This window comes from Arthrobacter sp. FB24 (assembly GCF_000196235.1).
In the GTDB taxonomy this organism is placed as follows: Bacteria; Actinomycetota; Actinomycetes; order Actinomycetales; family Micrococcaceae; genus Arthrobacter.
Map to the genome: position 1 here is coordinate 4,216,835 of NC_008541.1, position 16,850 is coordinate 4,233,684.

The 16,850-nt window shown below is 67.0% G+C and carries 16 protein-coding genes; 6 read left to right on the forward strand and 10 right to left on the reverse strand.

Annotation, left to right across the window (positions count from 1 at the left end; all coding sequences use genetic code 11):
• Positions 1-63: 63 nt before the first annotated feature.
• Entirely contained in the window at positions 64-573 is a 510-nt protein-coding gene (locus ARTH_RS18955) for a carboxymuconolactone decarboxylase family protein (RefSeq protein ID WP_011693567.1), read from the forward strand.
• On the opposite strand, the gene ARTH_RS18960 is transcribed toward ARTH_RS18955, so the two are convergent.
• The 7 genes from ARTH_RS18960 to ARTH_RS18990 all read right to left on the reverse strand — a co-directional run bounded on the left by ARTH_RS18960 (position 570) and on the right by ARTH_RS18990 (position 9,217).
• Entirely contained in the window at positions 570-2,153 is a 1,584-nt protein-coding gene (locus ARTH_RS18960) for a GMC family oxidoreductase (protein ID WP_011693568.1), read from the reverse strand. The genes ARTH_RS18955 and ARTH_RS18960 overlap by 4 nt on opposite strands.
• Positions 2,154-2,157: 4 nt before the next feature.
• Positions 2,158-3,681, reverse strand: a complete 1,524-nt coding sequence (locus ARTH_RS18965) for an aldehyde dehydrogenase family protein (protein WP_011693569.1) — start codon at positions 3,679-3,681, stop codon at positions 2,158-2,160.
• Positions 3,678-5,852 carry a choline BCCT transporter BetT gene (gene betT / locus ARTH_RS18970; protein WP_011693570.1) on the reverse strand — a complete coding sequence of 725 codons (2,175 nt, stop codon included), beginning with the start codon at positions 5,850-5,852 and terminating at the stop codon, positions 3,678-3,680. The genes ARTH_RS18965 and betT overlap by 4 nt, the downstream gene beginning before the upstream one ends.
• 188 nt (positions 5,853-6,040) lie before the next feature.
• Positions 6,041-7,117 carry a sulfate/molybdate ABC transporter ATP-binding protein gene (locus ARTH_RS18975; protein ID WP_011693571.1) on the reverse strand — a complete coding sequence of 359 codons (1,077 nt, stop codon included), beginning with the start codon at positions 7,115-7,117 and terminating at the stop codon, positions 6,041-6,043.
• On the reverse strand, positions 7,114-7,995 hold the full coding sequence (locus tag ARTH_RS18980; protein WP_011693572.1) for an ABC transporter permease: 882 nt from the start codon (positions 7,993-7,995) through the stop codon (positions 7,114-7,116). Before ARTH_RS18980 ends, ARTH_RS18975 begins: the two co-directional genes overlap by 4 nt.
• Positions 7,996-7,997: 2 nt before the next feature.
• Complete coding sequence (gene modA / locus ARTH_RS18985; protein ID WP_011693573.1) at positions 7,998-8,810, reverse strand: molybdate ABC transporter substrate-binding protein; 813 nt, start codon at positions 8,808-8,810, stop codon at positions 7,998-8,000.
• A complete protein-coding gene (locus ARTH_RS18990; protein ID WP_011693574.1) occupies positions 8,807-9,217 on the reverse strand; it encodes a TOBE domain-containing protein in 411 nt (136 codons plus the stop codon). The genes modA and ARTH_RS18990 overlap by 4 nt, the downstream gene beginning before the upstream one ends.
• A 168-nt stretch (positions 9,218-9,385) precedes the next feature.
• Between ARTH_RS18990 and ARTH_RS18995 the strand changes: the two genes are divergently transcribed.
• A complete protein-coding gene (locus tag ARTH_RS18995) occupies positions 9,386-10,720 on the forward strand; it encodes an FAD-binding oxidoreductase (RefSeq protein WP_011693575.1) in 1,335 nt (444 codons plus the stop codon).
• A gap of 20 nt (positions 10,721-10,740) precedes the next feature.
• On the opposite strand, the gene ARTH_RS23990 is transcribed toward ARTH_RS18995, so the two are convergent.
• A complete protein-coding gene (locus tag ARTH_RS23990; RefSeq protein ID WP_156810712.1) occupies positions 10,741-10,878 on the reverse strand; it encodes a hypothetical protein in 138 nt (45 codons plus the stop codon).
• 54 nt (positions 10,879-10,932) lie between these two features.
• Here ARTH_RS23990 and ARTH_RS19000 point away from each other — a divergent pair, with 54 nt between their 5' ends.
• Both ARTH_RS19000 and ARTH_RS19005 read left to right on the forward strand, forming a co-directional pair.
• Positions 10,933-11,802 carry a DUF4031 domain-containing protein gene (locus ARTH_RS19000; protein WP_011693576.1) on the forward strand — a complete coding sequence of 290 codons (870 nt, stop codon included), beginning with the start codon at positions 10,933-10,935 and terminating at the stop codon, positions 11,800-11,802.
• Complete coding sequence (locus ARTH_RS19005; protein ID WP_011693577.1) at positions 11,799-12,551, forward strand: 2-phosphosulfolactate phosphatase; 753 nt, start codon at positions 11,799-11,801, stop codon at positions 12,549-12,551. Before ARTH_RS19000 ends, ARTH_RS19005 begins: the two co-directional genes overlap by 4 nt.
• Here ARTH_RS19005 and ARTH_RS19010 read toward each other — a convergent pair.
• Complete coding sequence (locus tag ARTH_RS19010) at positions 12,548-12,949, reverse strand: YccF domain-containing protein (protein ID WP_011693578.1); 402 nt, start codon at positions 12,947-12,949, stop codon at positions 12,548-12,550. The two genes, ARTH_RS19005 and ARTH_RS19010, sit on opposite strands and share 4 nt — an antisense overlap.
• A gap of 79 nt (positions 12,950-13,028) precedes the next feature.
• Positions 13,029-14,423 (reverse strand): TrkH family potassium uptake protein, encoded by a 1,395-nt coding sequence (locus ARTH_RS19015; RefSeq protein ID WP_011693579.1) that lies wholly within the window; start codon positions 14,421-14,423, stop codon positions 13,029-13,031.
• A gap of 238 nt (positions 14,424-14,661) precedes the next feature.
• Here ARTH_RS19015 and ARTH_RS19020 point away from each other — a divergent pair, with 238 nt between their 5' ends.
• Both ARTH_RS19020 and ARTH_RS19025 read left to right on the forward strand, forming a co-directional pair.
• The gene (locus ARTH_RS19020) at positions 14,662-15,678 is read left to right on the forward strand and encodes a magnesium and cobalt transport protein CorA (RefSeq protein WP_011693580.1); all 1,017 of its coding nucleotides are present in this window, start codon (positions 14,662-14,664) and stop codon (positions 15,676-15,678) included.
• Positions 15,669-16,805 carry a serine hydrolase domain-containing protein gene (locus tag ARTH_RS19025; RefSeq protein ID WP_011693581.1) on the forward strand — a complete coding sequence of 379 codons (1,137 nt, stop codon included), beginning with the start codon at positions 15,669-15,671 and terminating at the stop codon, positions 16,803-16,805. The genes ARTH_RS19020 and ARTH_RS19025 overlap by 10 nt, the downstream gene beginning before the upstream one ends.
• Positions 16,806-16,850 lie beyond the last annotated feature (45 nt).

Consider the following 16,850-nt stretch of genomic DNA (forward strand, 5'->3'; position numbering starts at 1 on the left):
CTTCAATGGCCTTGTCACGACTGTGACAAAATCGGTCATGTCCTGATGGGTATTCTGGAAGCCATGGACCAGACTCATGATGCCGGCAACCCCACCACCCAGCACATCTTCATTGACAAGGAAAGCCCGGCGGTCTGGCGTGCGCTGAACGGACTCGGCCTGAAGGCACGGGAGGCGGCCGACGAAGCCGGCATCAGCAGGGCGCTGACGGAGCTGCTCAACGTCCGCATCTCGCAGATCAACGGCTGCGCCTACTGCCTGAACATGCACGTTGCCGATGCGCTAAAGAAGGGCGAGACCACGCAGCGCCTCGCCGTGCTGTCCGCCTGGCGCGACACCGCTTTGTTCACTGAGAAGGAGCGCGCGGCCCTGGCATTGGCCGAGTCCATCACCACCCTGCCCGACGTCCACAGCCGTGAACGGGAGGACGCCTACGCGCGGCAGCACCTGAACACGGCCGAATATTCGGCGGTGAGCTGGCTGGTGATCACCATGAACGCGTTCAACCGCGTGTCCATCACCAGCCAGCACCCCGTGCGGCGCGATGCAAAGGCCGAATCCGAAACGCGCTAGGAAGCCTGTGCCCGCGCGGCCTTCACCAGCTCCGCGCAGCGCTCCCCGATCATCATGGTGGTGATGTTCGGGTTCACCGTGGTCAGCTCCGGCATCACCGAGGCATCCGCAACGCGCAGTCCGGACACGCCCTTGACCCGAAGTTCAGGATCCAGCGGGGACATCACGTCGTCCGACGCGCCCATCCGCACGGTTCCCGCCGGGTGGTAGACCGTGTTGTGGGTTTTGCGGATGTACTCCGTGATTTCCGCGTCGCTCTGAATGGCTTCGCCGGGATAGAGCTCCTTGCCCGCCCATTCGGCCATGGCCGGCTGCGCCACGATTTCCCGGGCCTTGCGGATGCCGGCAACCATCACGCGCATGTCGTGCGGGTCGGTGAAGTACCGCGGATCCACCTTAGGCTTGTCCCGGTAGTCGCGGCTGCGGAGCCGGACCGTCCCGCGAGACCTGGCGTGCGTGACATTCGGCGTCAGGCAGAAGCCGTTGTCCGTCGTCGGAAAGCCCTGGCGGACAGTGTGCATGTCGAAGGGCACCGAGCCGTAGTGGAACATCAGGTCCGGCCGGTCCAGGCCTTCTTCTGTGGTGGTGAAGATCCCGATTTCCCACCACTGGGTGGACGTCTCGGGCATGGGCTTCCTGGCTTCCCACTGGATGACGCCTTCCGGGTGGTCCTGAAGGTGTTCGCCGACCCCGGGGGAATCGGAGCGGACCGGGATGCCGAACTCTTCCAGCTGGGCGGCCGGACCGATCCCGGACAGCATCAGCAGCTTGGGCGAATCGATGGCCCCAGCGGACAGGATCACCTCGGACCCGGCGGTCAGCGTGTGCGTCTTCCCGAAGGAATTGTCCACGACGTCGACGCCGGTACAGCGGTTGTCCGCCGTGAACTTCAGCTCACGGGCACGCAACCCGGTCAGCAGGGTGAAGTTCGGACGGTCCACCACGGGGTGGATGTAGGACACCGACGACGACGAGCGGGTGCCGTCCGCGCGGCGGTTGATCTGGAAGAAGTTGGCGCCGTTGATCACGGTTTCGCCGGAGTTGAAGCGGACCCGGGGAATCCCGGTTTCCTCGCAGGCGTCCAGCAGGGCGCGGCCGCACGGGTCTTCCGCCGGCACATTCATCAGGTGGACCGGGCCGCTGTCGCCGTGGTGCGGCGCTTCCGGTCCGGCGTCCTCGTTGGTTTCCAGGTGCTTGTACAGGCGGTAGGCCGTCTCGGCGTTCCAGCCGGTGGCGCCGAACTTCTGCTCCCACTCGTCGATGTCCTCGCGGGGCGCCCAGAAGGCGATGCAGGAGTTGTGGCTGGAGCAGCCGCCCATCACCTTGGCACGGGCGTGGCGCATGAAGGAGTTGCCGTTTTCCTGCTCCTCGACGGGATAGTCCCAGTCGTAGCCGGATTCCAGCAGTTCCATCCAGCGGTCCAGCTGGAGGATGGCGTCCACGCCGCGGTCGTCCGGGCCGGCTTCCACGAGCGCCACTTCCACCGAGGGGTCCTCGCTCAGCCGGGAGGCCGCCGCTGCGCCGGCGGACCCGCCGCCGATGACGATGTAGTCGAAGTCAGTCTTGTCCAATGCTGTCATGCGCTTAGTTCCCCTCTGCGGTGACTGTGTTCCCGGCTGTGTTCCCGGCTGTGCCAGGGTCCGCGAACCAGCCCGTCACCTGCGGATCGATGTTGTGATAGACGTGCTTGGCTTCCTGGTATTCAGCCAGGCCCGTGGGTCCGAGTTCGCGCCCGACGCCGGACTGGCCGAAGCCGCCCCATTCCGCCTGCGGCAGGTAGGGGTGGAAATCGTTGATCCAGATGGTGCCGTGGCGCAGCTTGCGGGCCACGCGTTGGCTCTTGCCGGCATTCTGGCTCCAGACGGCGCCGGCCAGGCCGTAGTGGGTGTCATTGCCCAGCCGCACGGCTTCTTCTTCGGTGCTGAAGGTTTCCACGGTGACCACCGGACCGAAAGCCTCATCCTTCAGCACGGACATGCCGCTGGTGACCTGGTCCAGGACGGTGGGCAGGTAGTAGTAGCCCTTTTTGAGCTCGCCGTCGCCCCACGTACCGCCGCAGCGCAGGCGTGCACCCTCGGCGACGCCCTTGTCCACGTAGGCGGTCACCTTGTCGCGGTGGGCTGCGGAGATCAGCGGCCCTGTCTCGGCGTCGGGATCGAAGGGGCCGCCCAGGCGGATCTGCTCCGCACGGCGGACCAGCTCGTCCACGAACCGTTCGGCAATGGATTCCTCGACAATCAGGCGCGAGCCGGCGGAGCAGACCTGGCCGGAGTGCACGAAGGCGGCGTTGAGCGCGTTGTCCAGGGCGGCGTCGAAGTCGGCGTCAGCGAAGATGATGTTGGGGTTCTTGCCGCCCAGCTCCAGCGCTACCTTCTTGACCGTGGCGGCGGCCGAAGCTGCGATGGTCTTGCCGGTTTCGAGCCCGCCCGTGAAGGAGACGAGGTCAACATCCGGGTTTCCGGAAAGCACTGAACCCACGGTTTTCCCGTCGCCCAGGACAAGGTTGGCGACCCCGCACGGCAGTCCCAGTTCTTCCAGGACCTGCATCATCAGGATGGCGGTGTGGGGCGTCAGTTCGCTCGGCTTGAGCACGAAGCTGCAGCCTGCCGCGAGCGCCGGGGCGATCTTCCAGGCGGCCTGCAGCAGCGGGTAGTTCCAGGGGGCGATCAGCGCACAGACGCCTACGGGTTCGTATTCGATCCGGCTGACCACGGTGCTGCTGCCCGCGTCGACCAGCCGTCCGGAGTCCTGGCCCGCGATTTTGCCGAAGTACTCGAAGCAGTTGGCGATGTCGTCCATGTCGATTTCGCTCTCCACCAGGCGCTTGCCGGTGTCCAGCGTTTCGGCGCGGGCAAACTCGTCCTTGCGCTCCCGCAACCTCGCCGCGACGCGCAGCAGGAAGGACCCGCGTTCCAAGGCCGGGACACCTGCCCATTCGCCGCCGTCGAACGCCGCCCTGGCGGCTGCCACGGCGCGGACAGCGTCGTAGGCGTTGGCCTCGGAGACGACGCCGGCCAGTTCGCCGTCGGCCGGACAGCGGATCTCACGGGTGCCGCCGTCGGACGCTGCACTCCAGGTGCCGCCGATGAATAGCGTTGCGGTGGTCATTTCGCTGCCTCCTGCGTTTCGAAGTCTGATTCCCAATTGTCTTTAGCCACCTGGTCTTCGACCAGGACGGTGTTGCCCGGCGCTGCACGGTTCAGGTGCAGGAATTCCAGGTGCTGTTCGTAGTGGTCCAGGACATCGGTGATGACCTGTTCCTTCGTGTAGCCCATGAGGTCGTAGCCGTGGCTGCCCTCGAGGGAGAACACTTCCATCCGGTAGTAGTGGTCGTCCGGGTCCGCCCGCCGGGTGGCGTAGGACGGCGTCTCGTACTGCACCGGGTAGATCTGGTATTTGAACGGCCGCTCCTCGCCCATGGCGAGCTGCAGGTCCGCACTGTCGATCCCGCAGGACTCCACCGTGGACACCGAAAGCACGGTCTCGGCGCCCTGGGCCTTCAGTTCCTCGCTGACCTCCCGGAGCGCCGGCACGGCCACGGTTTCGACGAACCGCGTGGTCTGCCGGCGGCCGGGATAGCTCATGGCCCGGGTGAGGCGCTGGCGCCAGCTGCGGCCGCCGCGCTGTTCGCCCGCACGGCCGGTGATGATGCCCGGCAGGCTGGCGCGGTAGCTGTCGTTGAGCGAGTTCTCCACCCGCAGCGCCTTGTACAGCCCCAGCATGATGAAAACCAGGAGCAGGGACAGCGGCAGGCCCATGACAATTGTGGCGTTCTGCAGGGTGGCCACGCCGCCCACCATCAGCATGGCTAGCGTCAGCAGGCCGGTTGCCACCGCCCAGAACACGCGCATCCATTCCGGACCGTCGGCGTCCGCGTCCTTGAGGTGCGAGGTGAAGTTGGCCATCACCAGGGCTCCGGAGTCGGCGGAGGTCACGTAGAACAGCAGTCCCGTGAAGGTGGCGACGGCGGCCGTCACCGGAACGCCGGGGTACTGGGACAGCAGGCTGTAGAAGCCGCGCTCCGGGTGGCTCATCGCGGCTTCGCCGAAGGCCGCGTTGCCGTTCATGATCAGGTCGATGCTGGAGTTCCCGAACACGGAAATCCACAGCAGGATGAAGAGGAACGGGACGGTCATGGTGCCGAGCACGAACTGGCGGATGGTGCGGCCGCGGGAGATGCGGGCCAGGAACAGGCCGACGAACGGCGCCCAGGCGATCCACCAGGCCCAGAAGAACAGGGTCCAGGCATTCAGCCAGTCGGTGGGCCGGTCGTACGCGAAGGTGTCCAGGGTCATGGCCGGGAAACGGCTCATGACGTCGCCGACGTTCTGCACGATGCCGTCCAGCAGGAAGCTGGTCTTGCCGGTCACCAGCACGAACAGCATCAGGGCCACGGCCAGGATCACGTTGAGTTCGGACAGCCGCCGGATGCCCTTCTCGACGCCGGACACCACCGAGACAGTGGCCATCACCACGGACAGGGCGATCAGGCCGATCTGGACGGCGAGGTTCTCCGGGATGCCGAACATGAAGTTCAGGCCGTAGTTGAGCTGGACCACCCCAATGCCCAGCGAAGTGGCGATACCGAAGATGGTGCCGAGCAGGGCGGCGATGTCCACGGCATGCCCCAGCGGGCCCTCGATCTTCTTGCCGAAGATCGGGTACAGCGCGGAGCGGATGCTTAGCGGAAGATTGTGGCGGTAGGCGAAGTAGCCCAGCGCCAACCCCATCAGCGCGTAGAGCGCCCAGCCGGTGATGCCGTAGTGGAACAGGGTCCAGACCAGGGCCTGCCGGGCGGCCTCAGCGGTACCTCCTTCGCCCTGCGGCGGGGCAAGGTACTGGCTGACCGGTTCGGACACGGAGAAGAACATCAGGTCGATCCCGATGCCGGCGGCGAACAGCATGGCGGCCCAGGTGAACATGCCGAACTGGGGCTTGGAATGGTCCGGTCCGAGCTTGGTCTTGCCCACCCGTGACAGCGCGGCCACGAGGACGAAAACCACCACGGCCGTGACAATCAGGAAGTAGTACCAGCCCATGTTGGTGGACACCCAGCCCACCATGGACCCGATGACGGCCTCGGCGTTGTCCTTGGCGAGCATGGCCCAGAGCGCGATGCCCACCACGCCCGCAGCCGAGCCGAAAAAGACGGTCTTGTTGACCCGCGTGGTGCGTTCCGGCGCGGCGTCCTGCGACGGTGACTGGTTTGGTGGTGAGGGTGCGCCAGCGGCCGGCGCTGCGCCGGGGCGCGCTGAGGAGTTGTGGCTCATTGGTCCCATTTCAGTTTTTGAGGCTGCGGTCCAGACGCCGGGTCTCCCGGCCGCGCTGTGGCGCACGGAGGCGGGGGCCAGGGGTCGTATTGAGTCTGGCTTGGCTTTCGACGGTACCAACGCGGTCCGGCGGACCCCCAAGTTTTATGAGACTACTCACGCGTTTGGTGCCGTTTGCGGCCGTTTGTGGGAGTTTGCTACGCCGGGTAGACGGCTACCGCTGCCGCCTTGATCACGAAGTAGACGGTCATTCCCGGCGCCAGTCCCAGGTCTGCGGAGGCGGCCGGCGTGATATCGGCCGACATCCCGCCGGCGCGCACCCGGATCTGGTCCCCGTGCTGCTCCAGGTCGGTGACAGCGACGGCGAACGAGTTCCGCGGACTGCCGTGCGCGTCCGTCAGGAACACGGAAACGGCCGACGGCGGGAAGGCCGCCACGCCGGGCTGACCGGCGGGACCGGCGGGCCAGGCATCGTCCGGGAGGGCTTCCTCGTCCCGGTGACCGGCCACCTCCATGCCCTCCGCGGTCCGGAGCCCTGTGGCGGTAAGGGTCCCGGAAATGAGGTTGAGCCCGGCCAGCCCGGCGGCGAACCGGCTCCGGGGCCGCTGCAGGACCTGGCGGGTGGGCCCTTCCTCGGCGATCCTGCCCCCTTCGAGCACGATCACCCGGTCGGCCAGCATCAGGGCGTCCAGGACGTCGTGGGTGATGATGATGGCGCGGCGCCCGGCCAGGACCTTTTTCAGGAGCCTGCGGAGCAGCGGCGCGGCGTGGATGTCCAGGGCGGCCATGGGCTCGTCCAGCAGCAGTACTTCGGGGTTGGCCGCGAGCGCCCGGGCGACGGCCACGCGCTGGGCCTGGCCGCCGGAGAGCTCGGCGGGGCGGCGGGTTTCGAGGTCCGCCGCATCCACCGCGGCCAGCCATTTCCGGGCCGACTCCCGCGCCGCTTTCCTTGCCGTCCCGGCGCTGCGGGGCCCGAAGGCCACGTTTTCCAGGGCGCTGAGGTGCGGGAACAGCAGTGGTTCCTGCGCGAGCAGGGCCGTGCCGCGGTGGTGCGGTGCAGTCCAGGCGGTGGCGCCGCCGTCGAGGTTGAACAGCACTTTGCCGTCGATTTCGGCGCGGCCGGCATCCGGCCGCAGCAGCCCGGCGATGATGTTGAGGAGGGTCGATTTCCCGGCCCCGTTGGGGCCGAGAACCGCAACGGTTTCGCCCGGCGCGAGGCTCAGTCCGACGTCGAATCCGCGGGCACGCACGGTTGCCTGCAGGTGGAAGCTCACCGGGCACCGCCCAGACTTCCATCGTCCGGCCGGCCGGTGTCCAGCCTGCCGGCGGTGCTGTCTGCCGGCGAACTGCGTTGGCTCTGCTGAGCCGGGCGCCGGTAAGTCAGTCCCACCACTGTCACGGCGACAGCCACCAGGACGAGCGAAAGCGCGACGGCGGCATCGGCGTCCGTCTCCCGCTGCAGGTAGATTTCCAGCGGCAGCGTCCGCGTCACCCCCTGCAGGCTCCCGGCGAAGGTGAGCGTCGCACCGAATTCGCCCAGGCTCCGGGCGAAGGACAACACGGCGCCGGACGCCAGGCCGGGCAACACCAGCGGCACGGTGACGCGGCGCAGCACTGTGGTGGGGCGGGCACCGAGTGTGGCCGCCACAGCCTCGTATCGTCCGCCGGCCGTGCGCAGTGCGCCTTCCAAACTCACCACCAGGAACGGCAACGCCACGAAGGTCTGCGCGAGCACCACCGCCGTCGTCGAAAACGCAATTTGGATCCCGGCAGCCTCAAGGCTGCGCCCCAGCAGGCCCTGGCGGCCGAAGGTGTACAGGAGCGCGATGCCGCCCACCACCGGCGGCAGCACCAGTGGCAGCAGCACGAAGGCGCGCAGCAGCCGCTGGCCCCGGAAGCTCGAGCGGGCCAGCACCAGGGCAAGCGGAACGCCGAAAACGATGCACAAGACGGTGCTCGCGGCCGAGGTCCGCAGGCTGAGCGCAAGGGCCGTCAGGGAGGATTCGGACGTGACCAGCGGGATGAACTGGGGCCAGTTGACCCTGGCAGCCATCGCGGCCAGCGGCAGAAGAACGAACAGTCCGCCTGCCGCTGCGATGGCATAGATCCAGCGCGGGATGCCGTGGTAACCGCTCACGTTGGCTCGGTCCATCCTTAGGGAGCCCCGAAGCCCGCGTCGGCGAGGGTCTTCCTGCCGTCGGCGCTGGCCACCATGGCGACGAACGCTGCGGCCAGTTGCTTGTTCCTGCTGGCGCCTACGGTGGCGATGGGATAGGTGTTGACGGCCTTGCCGGCTTCCGCGAACGGGATTCCCTTCGCCTTGGTGCCGGCGGCCTTGACGTCGGTGACGTACACCAGGCCGGCATCGGCCTCACCCGACGTCACTTTGCCCAGGACGTCGGTGACGGATGATTCTTCACTGACCGGGGCAATCGTGACGCCGGCAGCCTTTTCAACGGCGTCCGCCGCGGCACCGCACGGGACCTGGCCCGCGCAGACCACCACTTTGACGCCGGGCCTGGCCAGGTCCGCGAAGGAACCGATCGACGCCGGGTTGGACGGCGGGACCGCTATCTGCAGGACATTGGTGGCGAAGTTCGTCGCCGCGCCGTCGAGGAGTCCCGCGTCGGCGAGCTTGGCCATGTTCGTGGTGTCTGCGGAGGCAAACACGTCAGCGGGCGCACCCTGGCTGATCTGCGTGGCCAGGTCCGAGGAACCGGCGAAGCTGAGTGTCACCTTGGTGCCCGGGTTCTTCTTCTCAAACTCGTCCGCGAGCGTTGTGAAGGTGGCTTTGAGCGAAGCTGCCGCAAAAACGGTGATGGTCCCGGAAAGCTGCCCGGCCGTGTCCGAGGATGCGCCGGCCGCAGGGCCGGCCGACGTCGACGCTGACGGAGCGCAAGCGGCAAGGCCTGCGGTGAGCGCCGCCGCTGTCAGCAGTGCCGCAAAGCGCGGTTTCCTGGTGTTCACACGATGCTCTTTCCCTGCGGCGTTTCAATGATCACGGTGGTGGCCTTGACCACGGCCGTGGCCACGGAACCGAGCTCCAGGCCGAGCTCGCGGACAGCTTCGCTGCTCATCAGGGACACGACGCGGAATGGCCCGCACTGCAGTTCCACCTGGGCCATGACCTTGTCTGCGGTGATTCCCGTGACCAGGCCGACGAAACGGTTCCGTGCGGAACTGCCCACCCGGGTGGGGTCATCCGGCAGCTGCGCCTGCTCGCGGGCCAGGGATGCCAGCTCGAACCCGTCCACGGCCAGGCGGCCGGATTCGTCCTTCACCGGGGTGAGGCTTCCGTTCTCGGTCCAGCGCCGGACGGTATCGTCGCTGACACCGAGGAACCGGGCTGCTTCCGCAATGCGTATGGTGGGCATTTGTCCAGCCTATTACCTCATATGCGGTTATGAAAGCATTATTCATCCGCATATCCGGTCCCATGACTTGGTGAGCACTCTTCCGCAAATCTCAGCCGTAGCACGCCGATACCGGCCGCAGTACGATTTTTCGTGGGGGCGAAGCCGCCAGCGCCGAGGAGCGTTGCCATGAAATGGATCAGGCCTGACAGTCCGGATTATGACGAATCCCGGAAGCTTTTCAACGCAATGATCGACCGGCGTCCGGCCGTCATTGCCCAATGCGGCACCCCCGCCGACGTTGCCCAGGCACTCCAGTATGCGCGCGACAACGAACTGCCCGTGGCCGTCCGGGCGGGGGGCCACTCGGTGGCCGGGATGTCCATGAACGACGGCGGCCTGGTGGTGGACGTCCGCCCCATGAAATCGGTCAAGGTGGATCCGGAAAGCCGCACGGTCACCGCCGGAGCGGGCCTCACCTGCGGTGAGTTCGATCGCGCAACACAGGAGCACGGCCTGGCCCTGACGGGCGGCCGCGTCTCCACCACCGGGCTGGCAGGCTTCACGCTGGGCGGCGGCTCCGGCTGGCTGGAGCGGGCCTTCGGCTTTGCCTGCGACGACCTGGTCTCGGTGGACCTGGTCACTGCCGGCGGCGACCAGGTGACCGCCAGCGCACGGGAGAACCCGGAACTGTTCTGGGCCTTGCACGGCGGCGGCGGCAACTTCGGCGTGGCCACGTCCTTCACGTTCGGGCTCCACGAACTGGGCCCGACGGTCCATGCCGGCATTATGCTCTGGCCGGGGAATGCAGCCACCGACGTCAGCCGCGGCTTCCGGGAACTTGCCCTGGCGGCACCCAACGAGGAATGTGCCACCCTCATCTATCTGACAGCCCCGCCTGAGCCGTTTGTTCCCGCGGAGATGGTGGGAAAGATGGCTGTTGCCGTGGTGTACATCTATGCCGGGGACGCCGGCGAAGGCGCCGAGAGGGCCAAGCCGTACCGCGCGCTCGACCCGGCAGTGGATCTTCTGGGAGACACCAATTACGCCGACTTCCAGTGCTCGCTTGACGATCCCCCGGGCATGTACAACTACTGGAGCGCCGACTACCACAATGAGCTTTCCGACGACGCCCTGGACGTCATCATCGATTCTGCGCGTAGGCTGCCCGGCCAGCACTCACAGCAGCTGATCGCACACTGGGGAGGTGCGGTGGGCGGACCGGCCGCGGCAGCCACACCGCTGCTGAACCGCAACGCCAACTGGGTCAGCCACCCCTTCGGGCTGGGTGAAACACCGGAGGAGGGCGAGGAAGCCAGGGCGTGGGTGAAGCATTTCCGCCACGACATCGCGCCATATGCCACCGGCGGGGTGTGGCTGAACTTCATCGGCGACGAAGGCCAGGCGCGGGTACGCGCGGCCTTCGGGAATGAGAACTTCGACCGGCTGTCCCGGGTGAAACGCGACTTCGACCCGGACAACGTGTTCCGCGGCAACCAGAACATTCCGCCCGCCCCGGAGTAGGGCGTGCCGGCTGCCGGGTATTAGGCGGTTTTCTCCAGGGTTCCCGGCTGGACGTTTTCGCGTTCCTCAAGGGCTCCGGTCACTGAGGCCGTGAGGCTGTTGGCGATGTGGGTGCGTGCGAGGTTGGCGGCGCCGGGTCCGTCGGGAGGCTGAAACACGGGACTCTGCCGCGCTGAAGCAGGTGTCCCACCCTCGGCACTAGAATTTCCCCCATGGCCGTCTACCTGGATCCGCCGCTCTGGCCAGCCCACGGAACCCACTTTTCGCACCTGATCTCGGACACCTCCCTCGATGAGCTGCACCGCTTCGCGGAGGCCGCCGGCATTCCGGAGCGCGCGTTCGACGGCGACCACTACGACGTCTCCGAGGCCAGGTACGACTCCCTGGTGGAGGCCGGTGCCATCCCCGTGGAGGCCAGGATCCTGGTCCGCAAGCTGATTGCCTGCGGACTCCGCATCCCCGCCCGCCAGCGTGGCAAGGCCCTCAAGGTGCCGCTCCTGAACCGCTGGAACGCCGTGCTGCCCGGCCACGACGCCCTGTTCCTGGACCTGCTGGACCGCTGGGGCGAGGAACACCGGAAGTACCACGGCCGCACCCACCTGCTGTCCGTCCTGGAGGCCCTGGACCTGCTCACTGAACCGGCTGACCCGCCACGCACCGTGGTTCTCGCCGCCTGGTTCCACGACGCCGTCTACCGCGGGATCGCCGGACAGGACGAGGAGGAATCGGCACGGCTGGCCGAGGACAGGCTCCTGCACGCCGGACTTACCGAGGATGAGGCGTACGAGGTGGGGCGGCTGGTCCGTCTCACTGCGGACCACCGCCCGGAGCCGGGAGACGACGACGGCGCCCTCCTGTGCGACGCGGACCTGTCGGTTCTCGGCGGCGAACCCAAGGCGTACGGCCGCTACCTCAGCGCCGTCCGGGAAGACTTCGCGCACATCGGCGACGCCGACTTCGCGGCGGGACGCGCCGCCGTCGTGCGCCACCTGCTGGATCTGGACCCGCTGTTCAACACGGCCCGCGGCCGTGAGCTCTGGCTTGACTCCGCCCGGCGAAACCTGGCGGGCGAGCTCGCGTGAGCGAGGTTCAGGCCGCGCACCGGCAACTGCCGTTTACGGTCCGCTTCGAGTGGGGCCGCAACGGCGCCATAGCCGTAGCGCCGGGAGCCGAACTGGCTGTGGTGGTGGATGTCCTGTGTTTCACCACCTGTGTGAGCGTCGCCGTGGACCGCGGCGCCGACGTGTTCCCCTATCGCTGGAAAGACGGCACCGCCGCTGATTTCGCCGCGGAGCAGGACGCAGTTCTCGCCGGCAGGCGCGGCGGGAGCGGGGTGAGCCTTTCCCCTGCCAGCCTGCGCTCCGCGCCGGCTCTGGACAGGGTGGTGCTTCCCTCGCCCAACGGCTCCGCCCTGGCCCACTCCCTGGCGGGTACCGTACCGCGGGTGGCCGCGGTGTGCCTCCGCAACGCCCGCGCCACCGCCGAGTGGGCGGCCCGGAACCTTCCGCCCGCAGCGGTGATCGCCGTCATCGCGGCCGGCGAAAAATGGCCCGACGGCGGACTCCGGCCCGCGCTGGAGGACGAGTTGGGAGCGGGGGCCTTCCTGGCCGCGCTGCCAGAGCACCGCCGGAACTGGTTCTCCCCGGAGGCGCAGGGGGCGATGGACGCGTTCACCGCTGCGGAGCCACGCCTTGGTGGCACGCTGCTGGAATCCTCCAGCGGACGGGAGCTCGTTTTCGGCGGCTACCAGGAGGACGTGGAGATCGCTGCTGAACTCAACGGGAGCGCCGCCGTCGCGCTTCTCGACGGCGGCGCGTTCCGCCGGGCTTAGCGGTAGCTGGTGACGAAGGGCCGGTCGGAGGGCACAATCTGCTTGCCGAGCGGCATCAGCGAAACCGGGATGAGCTTCAGGTTGGCGATCGCCAGCGGGATCCCGATGATCGTGATGGCCATGGCGAACGCGGTCACCACGTGGCCGATGGCGATCCAGATGCCTGCAACCACCAGCCAGATCACGTTGCCCAGCAGCGAGAACACGCCGTTGCCGCCCGGCTTGTCCACCACCATGCGGCCGAAGGGCCACAGCGTGTAGGACGCAATCCGGAAGGACGCGATGCCCCAGGGGATGGTCACGATGAGCAGGCAGCAGATGATCCCCGCGAAGAAGTACCCGAGCGCCAGCCAGAGTCCGCCGCAGACCAGCCAAATGATGTTGAGCAATGTCTTCATACAGCCATTGTCCACCGCGGGCGAGTGATCGGGAGTAGGGGACTGCCCTGAACGGGCCCTGAATCCCGGGTCCGCAGCGTCAGCCGATGATCGGCCGCTCTTCGGGCAGGTGGTAGAGCCGCGGATGCGCAGACAGGGCCAGGGCAGAGGCAACGGTAATGGTCCCGATCCGGCCGATGAACATCAGCGCCATCAGGACCCACTCCGCGCTGGCCGGCAGGTGGTAGGTGATGCCGGTGCTCACGCCCACTGTGGCGAAGGCGGAAATGGATTCGAAGAGCACCTTTTCGAGGCTGTAGTCGGTGAACATCAGGAGCAGGAGCGTTCCCGCGATGACCGCGGCAACCCCCAGCAAGGCAACCGAAAGCGCCTGGCGCTGTGCCGAGGAACTGATGGACCGGTGGGCGATGGTGACCTGCTCACGGCCCCGCACCTCGTTCCAAATGGCGAATCCCAGGATCAGGAAGGTGGTGATCTTGATACCGCCCGCGGTCCCGGCGCTCCCGCCGCCGATAAACATGAGGATGTTGGTGACCATTAGGGTTTCCGGCGTGGCGGCCCCGTAATCGATGCTGTTGAAGCCTGCCGTGCGCGGAAACACACTGCCGGCCAGCGCCCCGAGGAACTTTCCGCCGGTGCTGAGCGACCCCAGGGTTTCGGGCCGGTTCCATTCGAAGGCGGCGAAGAGCACGAAGCCGGCGGCGAGCAGCATGAGGGTGCCGTAGACGGTAAGCCGCACATGGACCGTCCACTCCTTGAACCGGAACCCGCCTCCCATCAAGGCGATGATGACCGGGAAGCCCAGGCCGCCGGCCACCACTGCCGCGCAGATCGGGATGATGATCCACGGGTCTTCAGCGAGCCCGACGAGGTTGTCGCTGTAGAGCGAAAAGCCTGCGTTGTTAAAGGCGGATACCGCGTGGAAGATGCCGTGCCACAGTGCCGTGGCCGGGTTGGCGTCATACGCGAACCAGAAGCGGAGCGTCAGGACCGCCGCCGTGCTGCCCTCGATGGCTGCCATGATTTTGGCGACCCGAACCAGCACCGACCGCACATCGCCGAAGTTCAGGGTGTGCGTTTCGGACTGCGCCACGAGCTGCCCGCGGAGGCCGAGGTTCTTGCGGACCAGCAGTGCGAGCAGGGTTGCCAGCGTCATGATGCCGAAGCCGCCCACCTGGATCAGCCCGAGGATGACCGCCTGGCCAAAGGGCGTCCAGAACGTGGCGGTGTCCACAGTTATCAGCCCTGTCACGCAGACGGCGGAAACCGAGGTGAACAGGGCGGGCATAGCGGTGTCGGAATCCGTGGGGTAATGCGAGGCGGGAAGCAGGAGCAGCCCGGCTCCCAGCATGATCACGGCAAGAAATGCCACCGGCACCGACCTGACCGGGTGCAGTAGCAGGCGCCTGATGCGGCTGTCGCCGGGCCGGATGTCTGTGCCCGCTTTTGCCGACCCGCTCAGCTGTGCCGCCATTGGAAATCCTCTCATCGGCGGGCATGCAAAGTGCTTCAGGCGCCGTGCCTCTATAACGTGCCTGTTGTTCGACGCATCACGGAGCGTAGCACCGCCCGGTTCCGGCTTAACCCGGTCTTTACGAAATCCTTACGCTGCCCCGTCACGGCGTCACGCCGGCCCGGGCGCATACTGTTGGCAGCGTCCCGGCGAAGGGCTAACGTCACAGCAAGGGACGGTCCGCAGAAGGAGGCGCAGCGTGACCATTGTTGACAATGCCGTCTATGTAAATGGCCGCCGGACCACCGACCCGGAAGGACTTGAGGAGACGTACTTCCTGCTGCGGCAGCGTGAGGGGATGGCCTGGATCGGGCTGTACCGGCCGGACTCGCAGGAACTGCGTTCCGTGGCGGACGAGTTCGAACTCAGCCACCTCGCGGTGGAGGACGCCCTGACCGGGCACCAGCGGGCCAAACTTGAGCACTACGGCGAAACCCTGTTCCTGGTGCTTCGCCCGGCGCGCTATCTCGACGACGTCGAAAAGGTCGAGTTCGGCGAAATCCACGTCTTCGTGGGCACAGACTTTGTGGTCACCGTCCGCCACGCCGAGTCACCGGACCTTGCCCGGGTCCGCCGCAGGATGGAATCGCAGCCCGAGTTCCTGGCACTGGGGCCGGACGCCGTGCTGTACGCCATCCTGGACCAGGTGGTGGATGAATATGAGCCGGTGGCCGCCGGGCTGGAAAACGACATTGACGAAATCGAGGATGACCTCTTCGGCGGCGACCCCGACGTGTCACGCCGGATATACGAACTTTCCCGCCAGGTCATTATGTTCCAGCGCGGCACCAGTCCCCTGGCGGGAATCCTGCAGGCCCTGCTCACCGGCACGCCCGAGCATCGGCCCGGCCCCGAACTGCAGGACCACCTGCGCGACGTCCTGGACCACGTCCTGCGCCTTGGCGAGCGGACCGCTTCCTTCAGGGCCCTGCTACAGAACGCGCTCACGGTCAACGCGGCGCTGGTGGCACAGCGGCAGAACGATGAGATGAGGCGCCTCACGGAATCCAGCTTCGCGCAGAGCGAGCAGGTCAAACGAATCTCCTCGTGGGCTGCCATCCTCTTCGCTCCAACCCTGGTGGGCACCATTTACGGGATGAATTTCCGCACCATGCCCGAGTTGGACTGGGTCTTTGGCTACCCCATGGCGCTGGGCCTGATGGCGGTCATGGGCGTGATCCTGTATGCAGCCTTCCGGCACAACAAATGGATCTGACGGCGCTCGGGGCGGCCCTGGCTGATGTAGCAGGCAGGGCCCGCGTTCCGGGGATGTCCCTGGCGGTCGTATCGCGGGACCGCGTGCTGTATTCGGGCGGGACAGGGTATGCGGATGTGTCATCATTGACGCCGGCAACTGCGGGCACGGCGTATCCGTGGTTTTCGATGACGAAACCGGTGACAGCCACTGCCGCCCACCGGCTGTCCGATGAGGGTCGCCTGGACCTGCACGCACCAGTCCACGAGTACCTGCCCTGGCTGCGCGCCCCCGGCCCGGTCCAGCCCACCGTATGGCAACTGCTCAGCCATTCGGCGGGGTTGGGCAATCCGCTGCCCGTGAGGTGGATTCACCCGGCGGACACGCCGGGGCCGGACCAGGAACGGATGCTGCGGCAACTGATGGCCCGGCGCAGGCCGTTCCGCTACCGGGTGGGAGGCACAGGACACTATTCCAACGTCGGCTACCTTGTGGCGGCGCAGATCATCAGCCAGGTCTCCGGCGAGCCGTTCACTAGCTATGTCCAACGCGAGATCCTCACCCGGCTGGGAATGGATTCAACCGGTTTTTCGTATCCGCCAGGGCGTCAGGCGGCCACCGGTTATGTTCGGCTCCCCCGCCCGCTCGCACCGGCGCTGGCACGGATCCTCCCGCCCGGAACGCTGGGGCCACGGCACGGCGACTATTCTTCGCTGAACCCGTTCCTGGTTGACGGCGCAGGCTACGGGGGCCTGGTGGGAACCGTGCTGGACGCGGCCGAGTTTGCGCGGCTGCACCTCAACGACGGTCTGGTCCCGGCTTCCCGAACCACGGCATCCGGAACCACGGTGTCCGGGGCTGCCGGCGGCCCGGGCGGGAACCGCATCCTGCAGGACTCCACGGCCCGGGCAATGCGCGAAATCCAGGTCCGGGGAAAGGGGTTTGACCACTCCGCAGGCTGGTTCCGGAAACACTCCCACGGGCCGCACGGATCCTACGTGGAGCACTTCGGCACGGGGCTGGGGTTTTGGAACATCATGCGCCTTTACCCGGAACGGGGCAGGGCAGTCGTGCTCATGTCCAACAGTTCCACGAGCTACGACTACGCCGCCCTGTTTTCCTTGGTCCTCCGCATACCTTGGACCTGAGCCGGTCCGGACCTGGGCCGCCGCGGCCGCCCGGCTTGCGCCGGA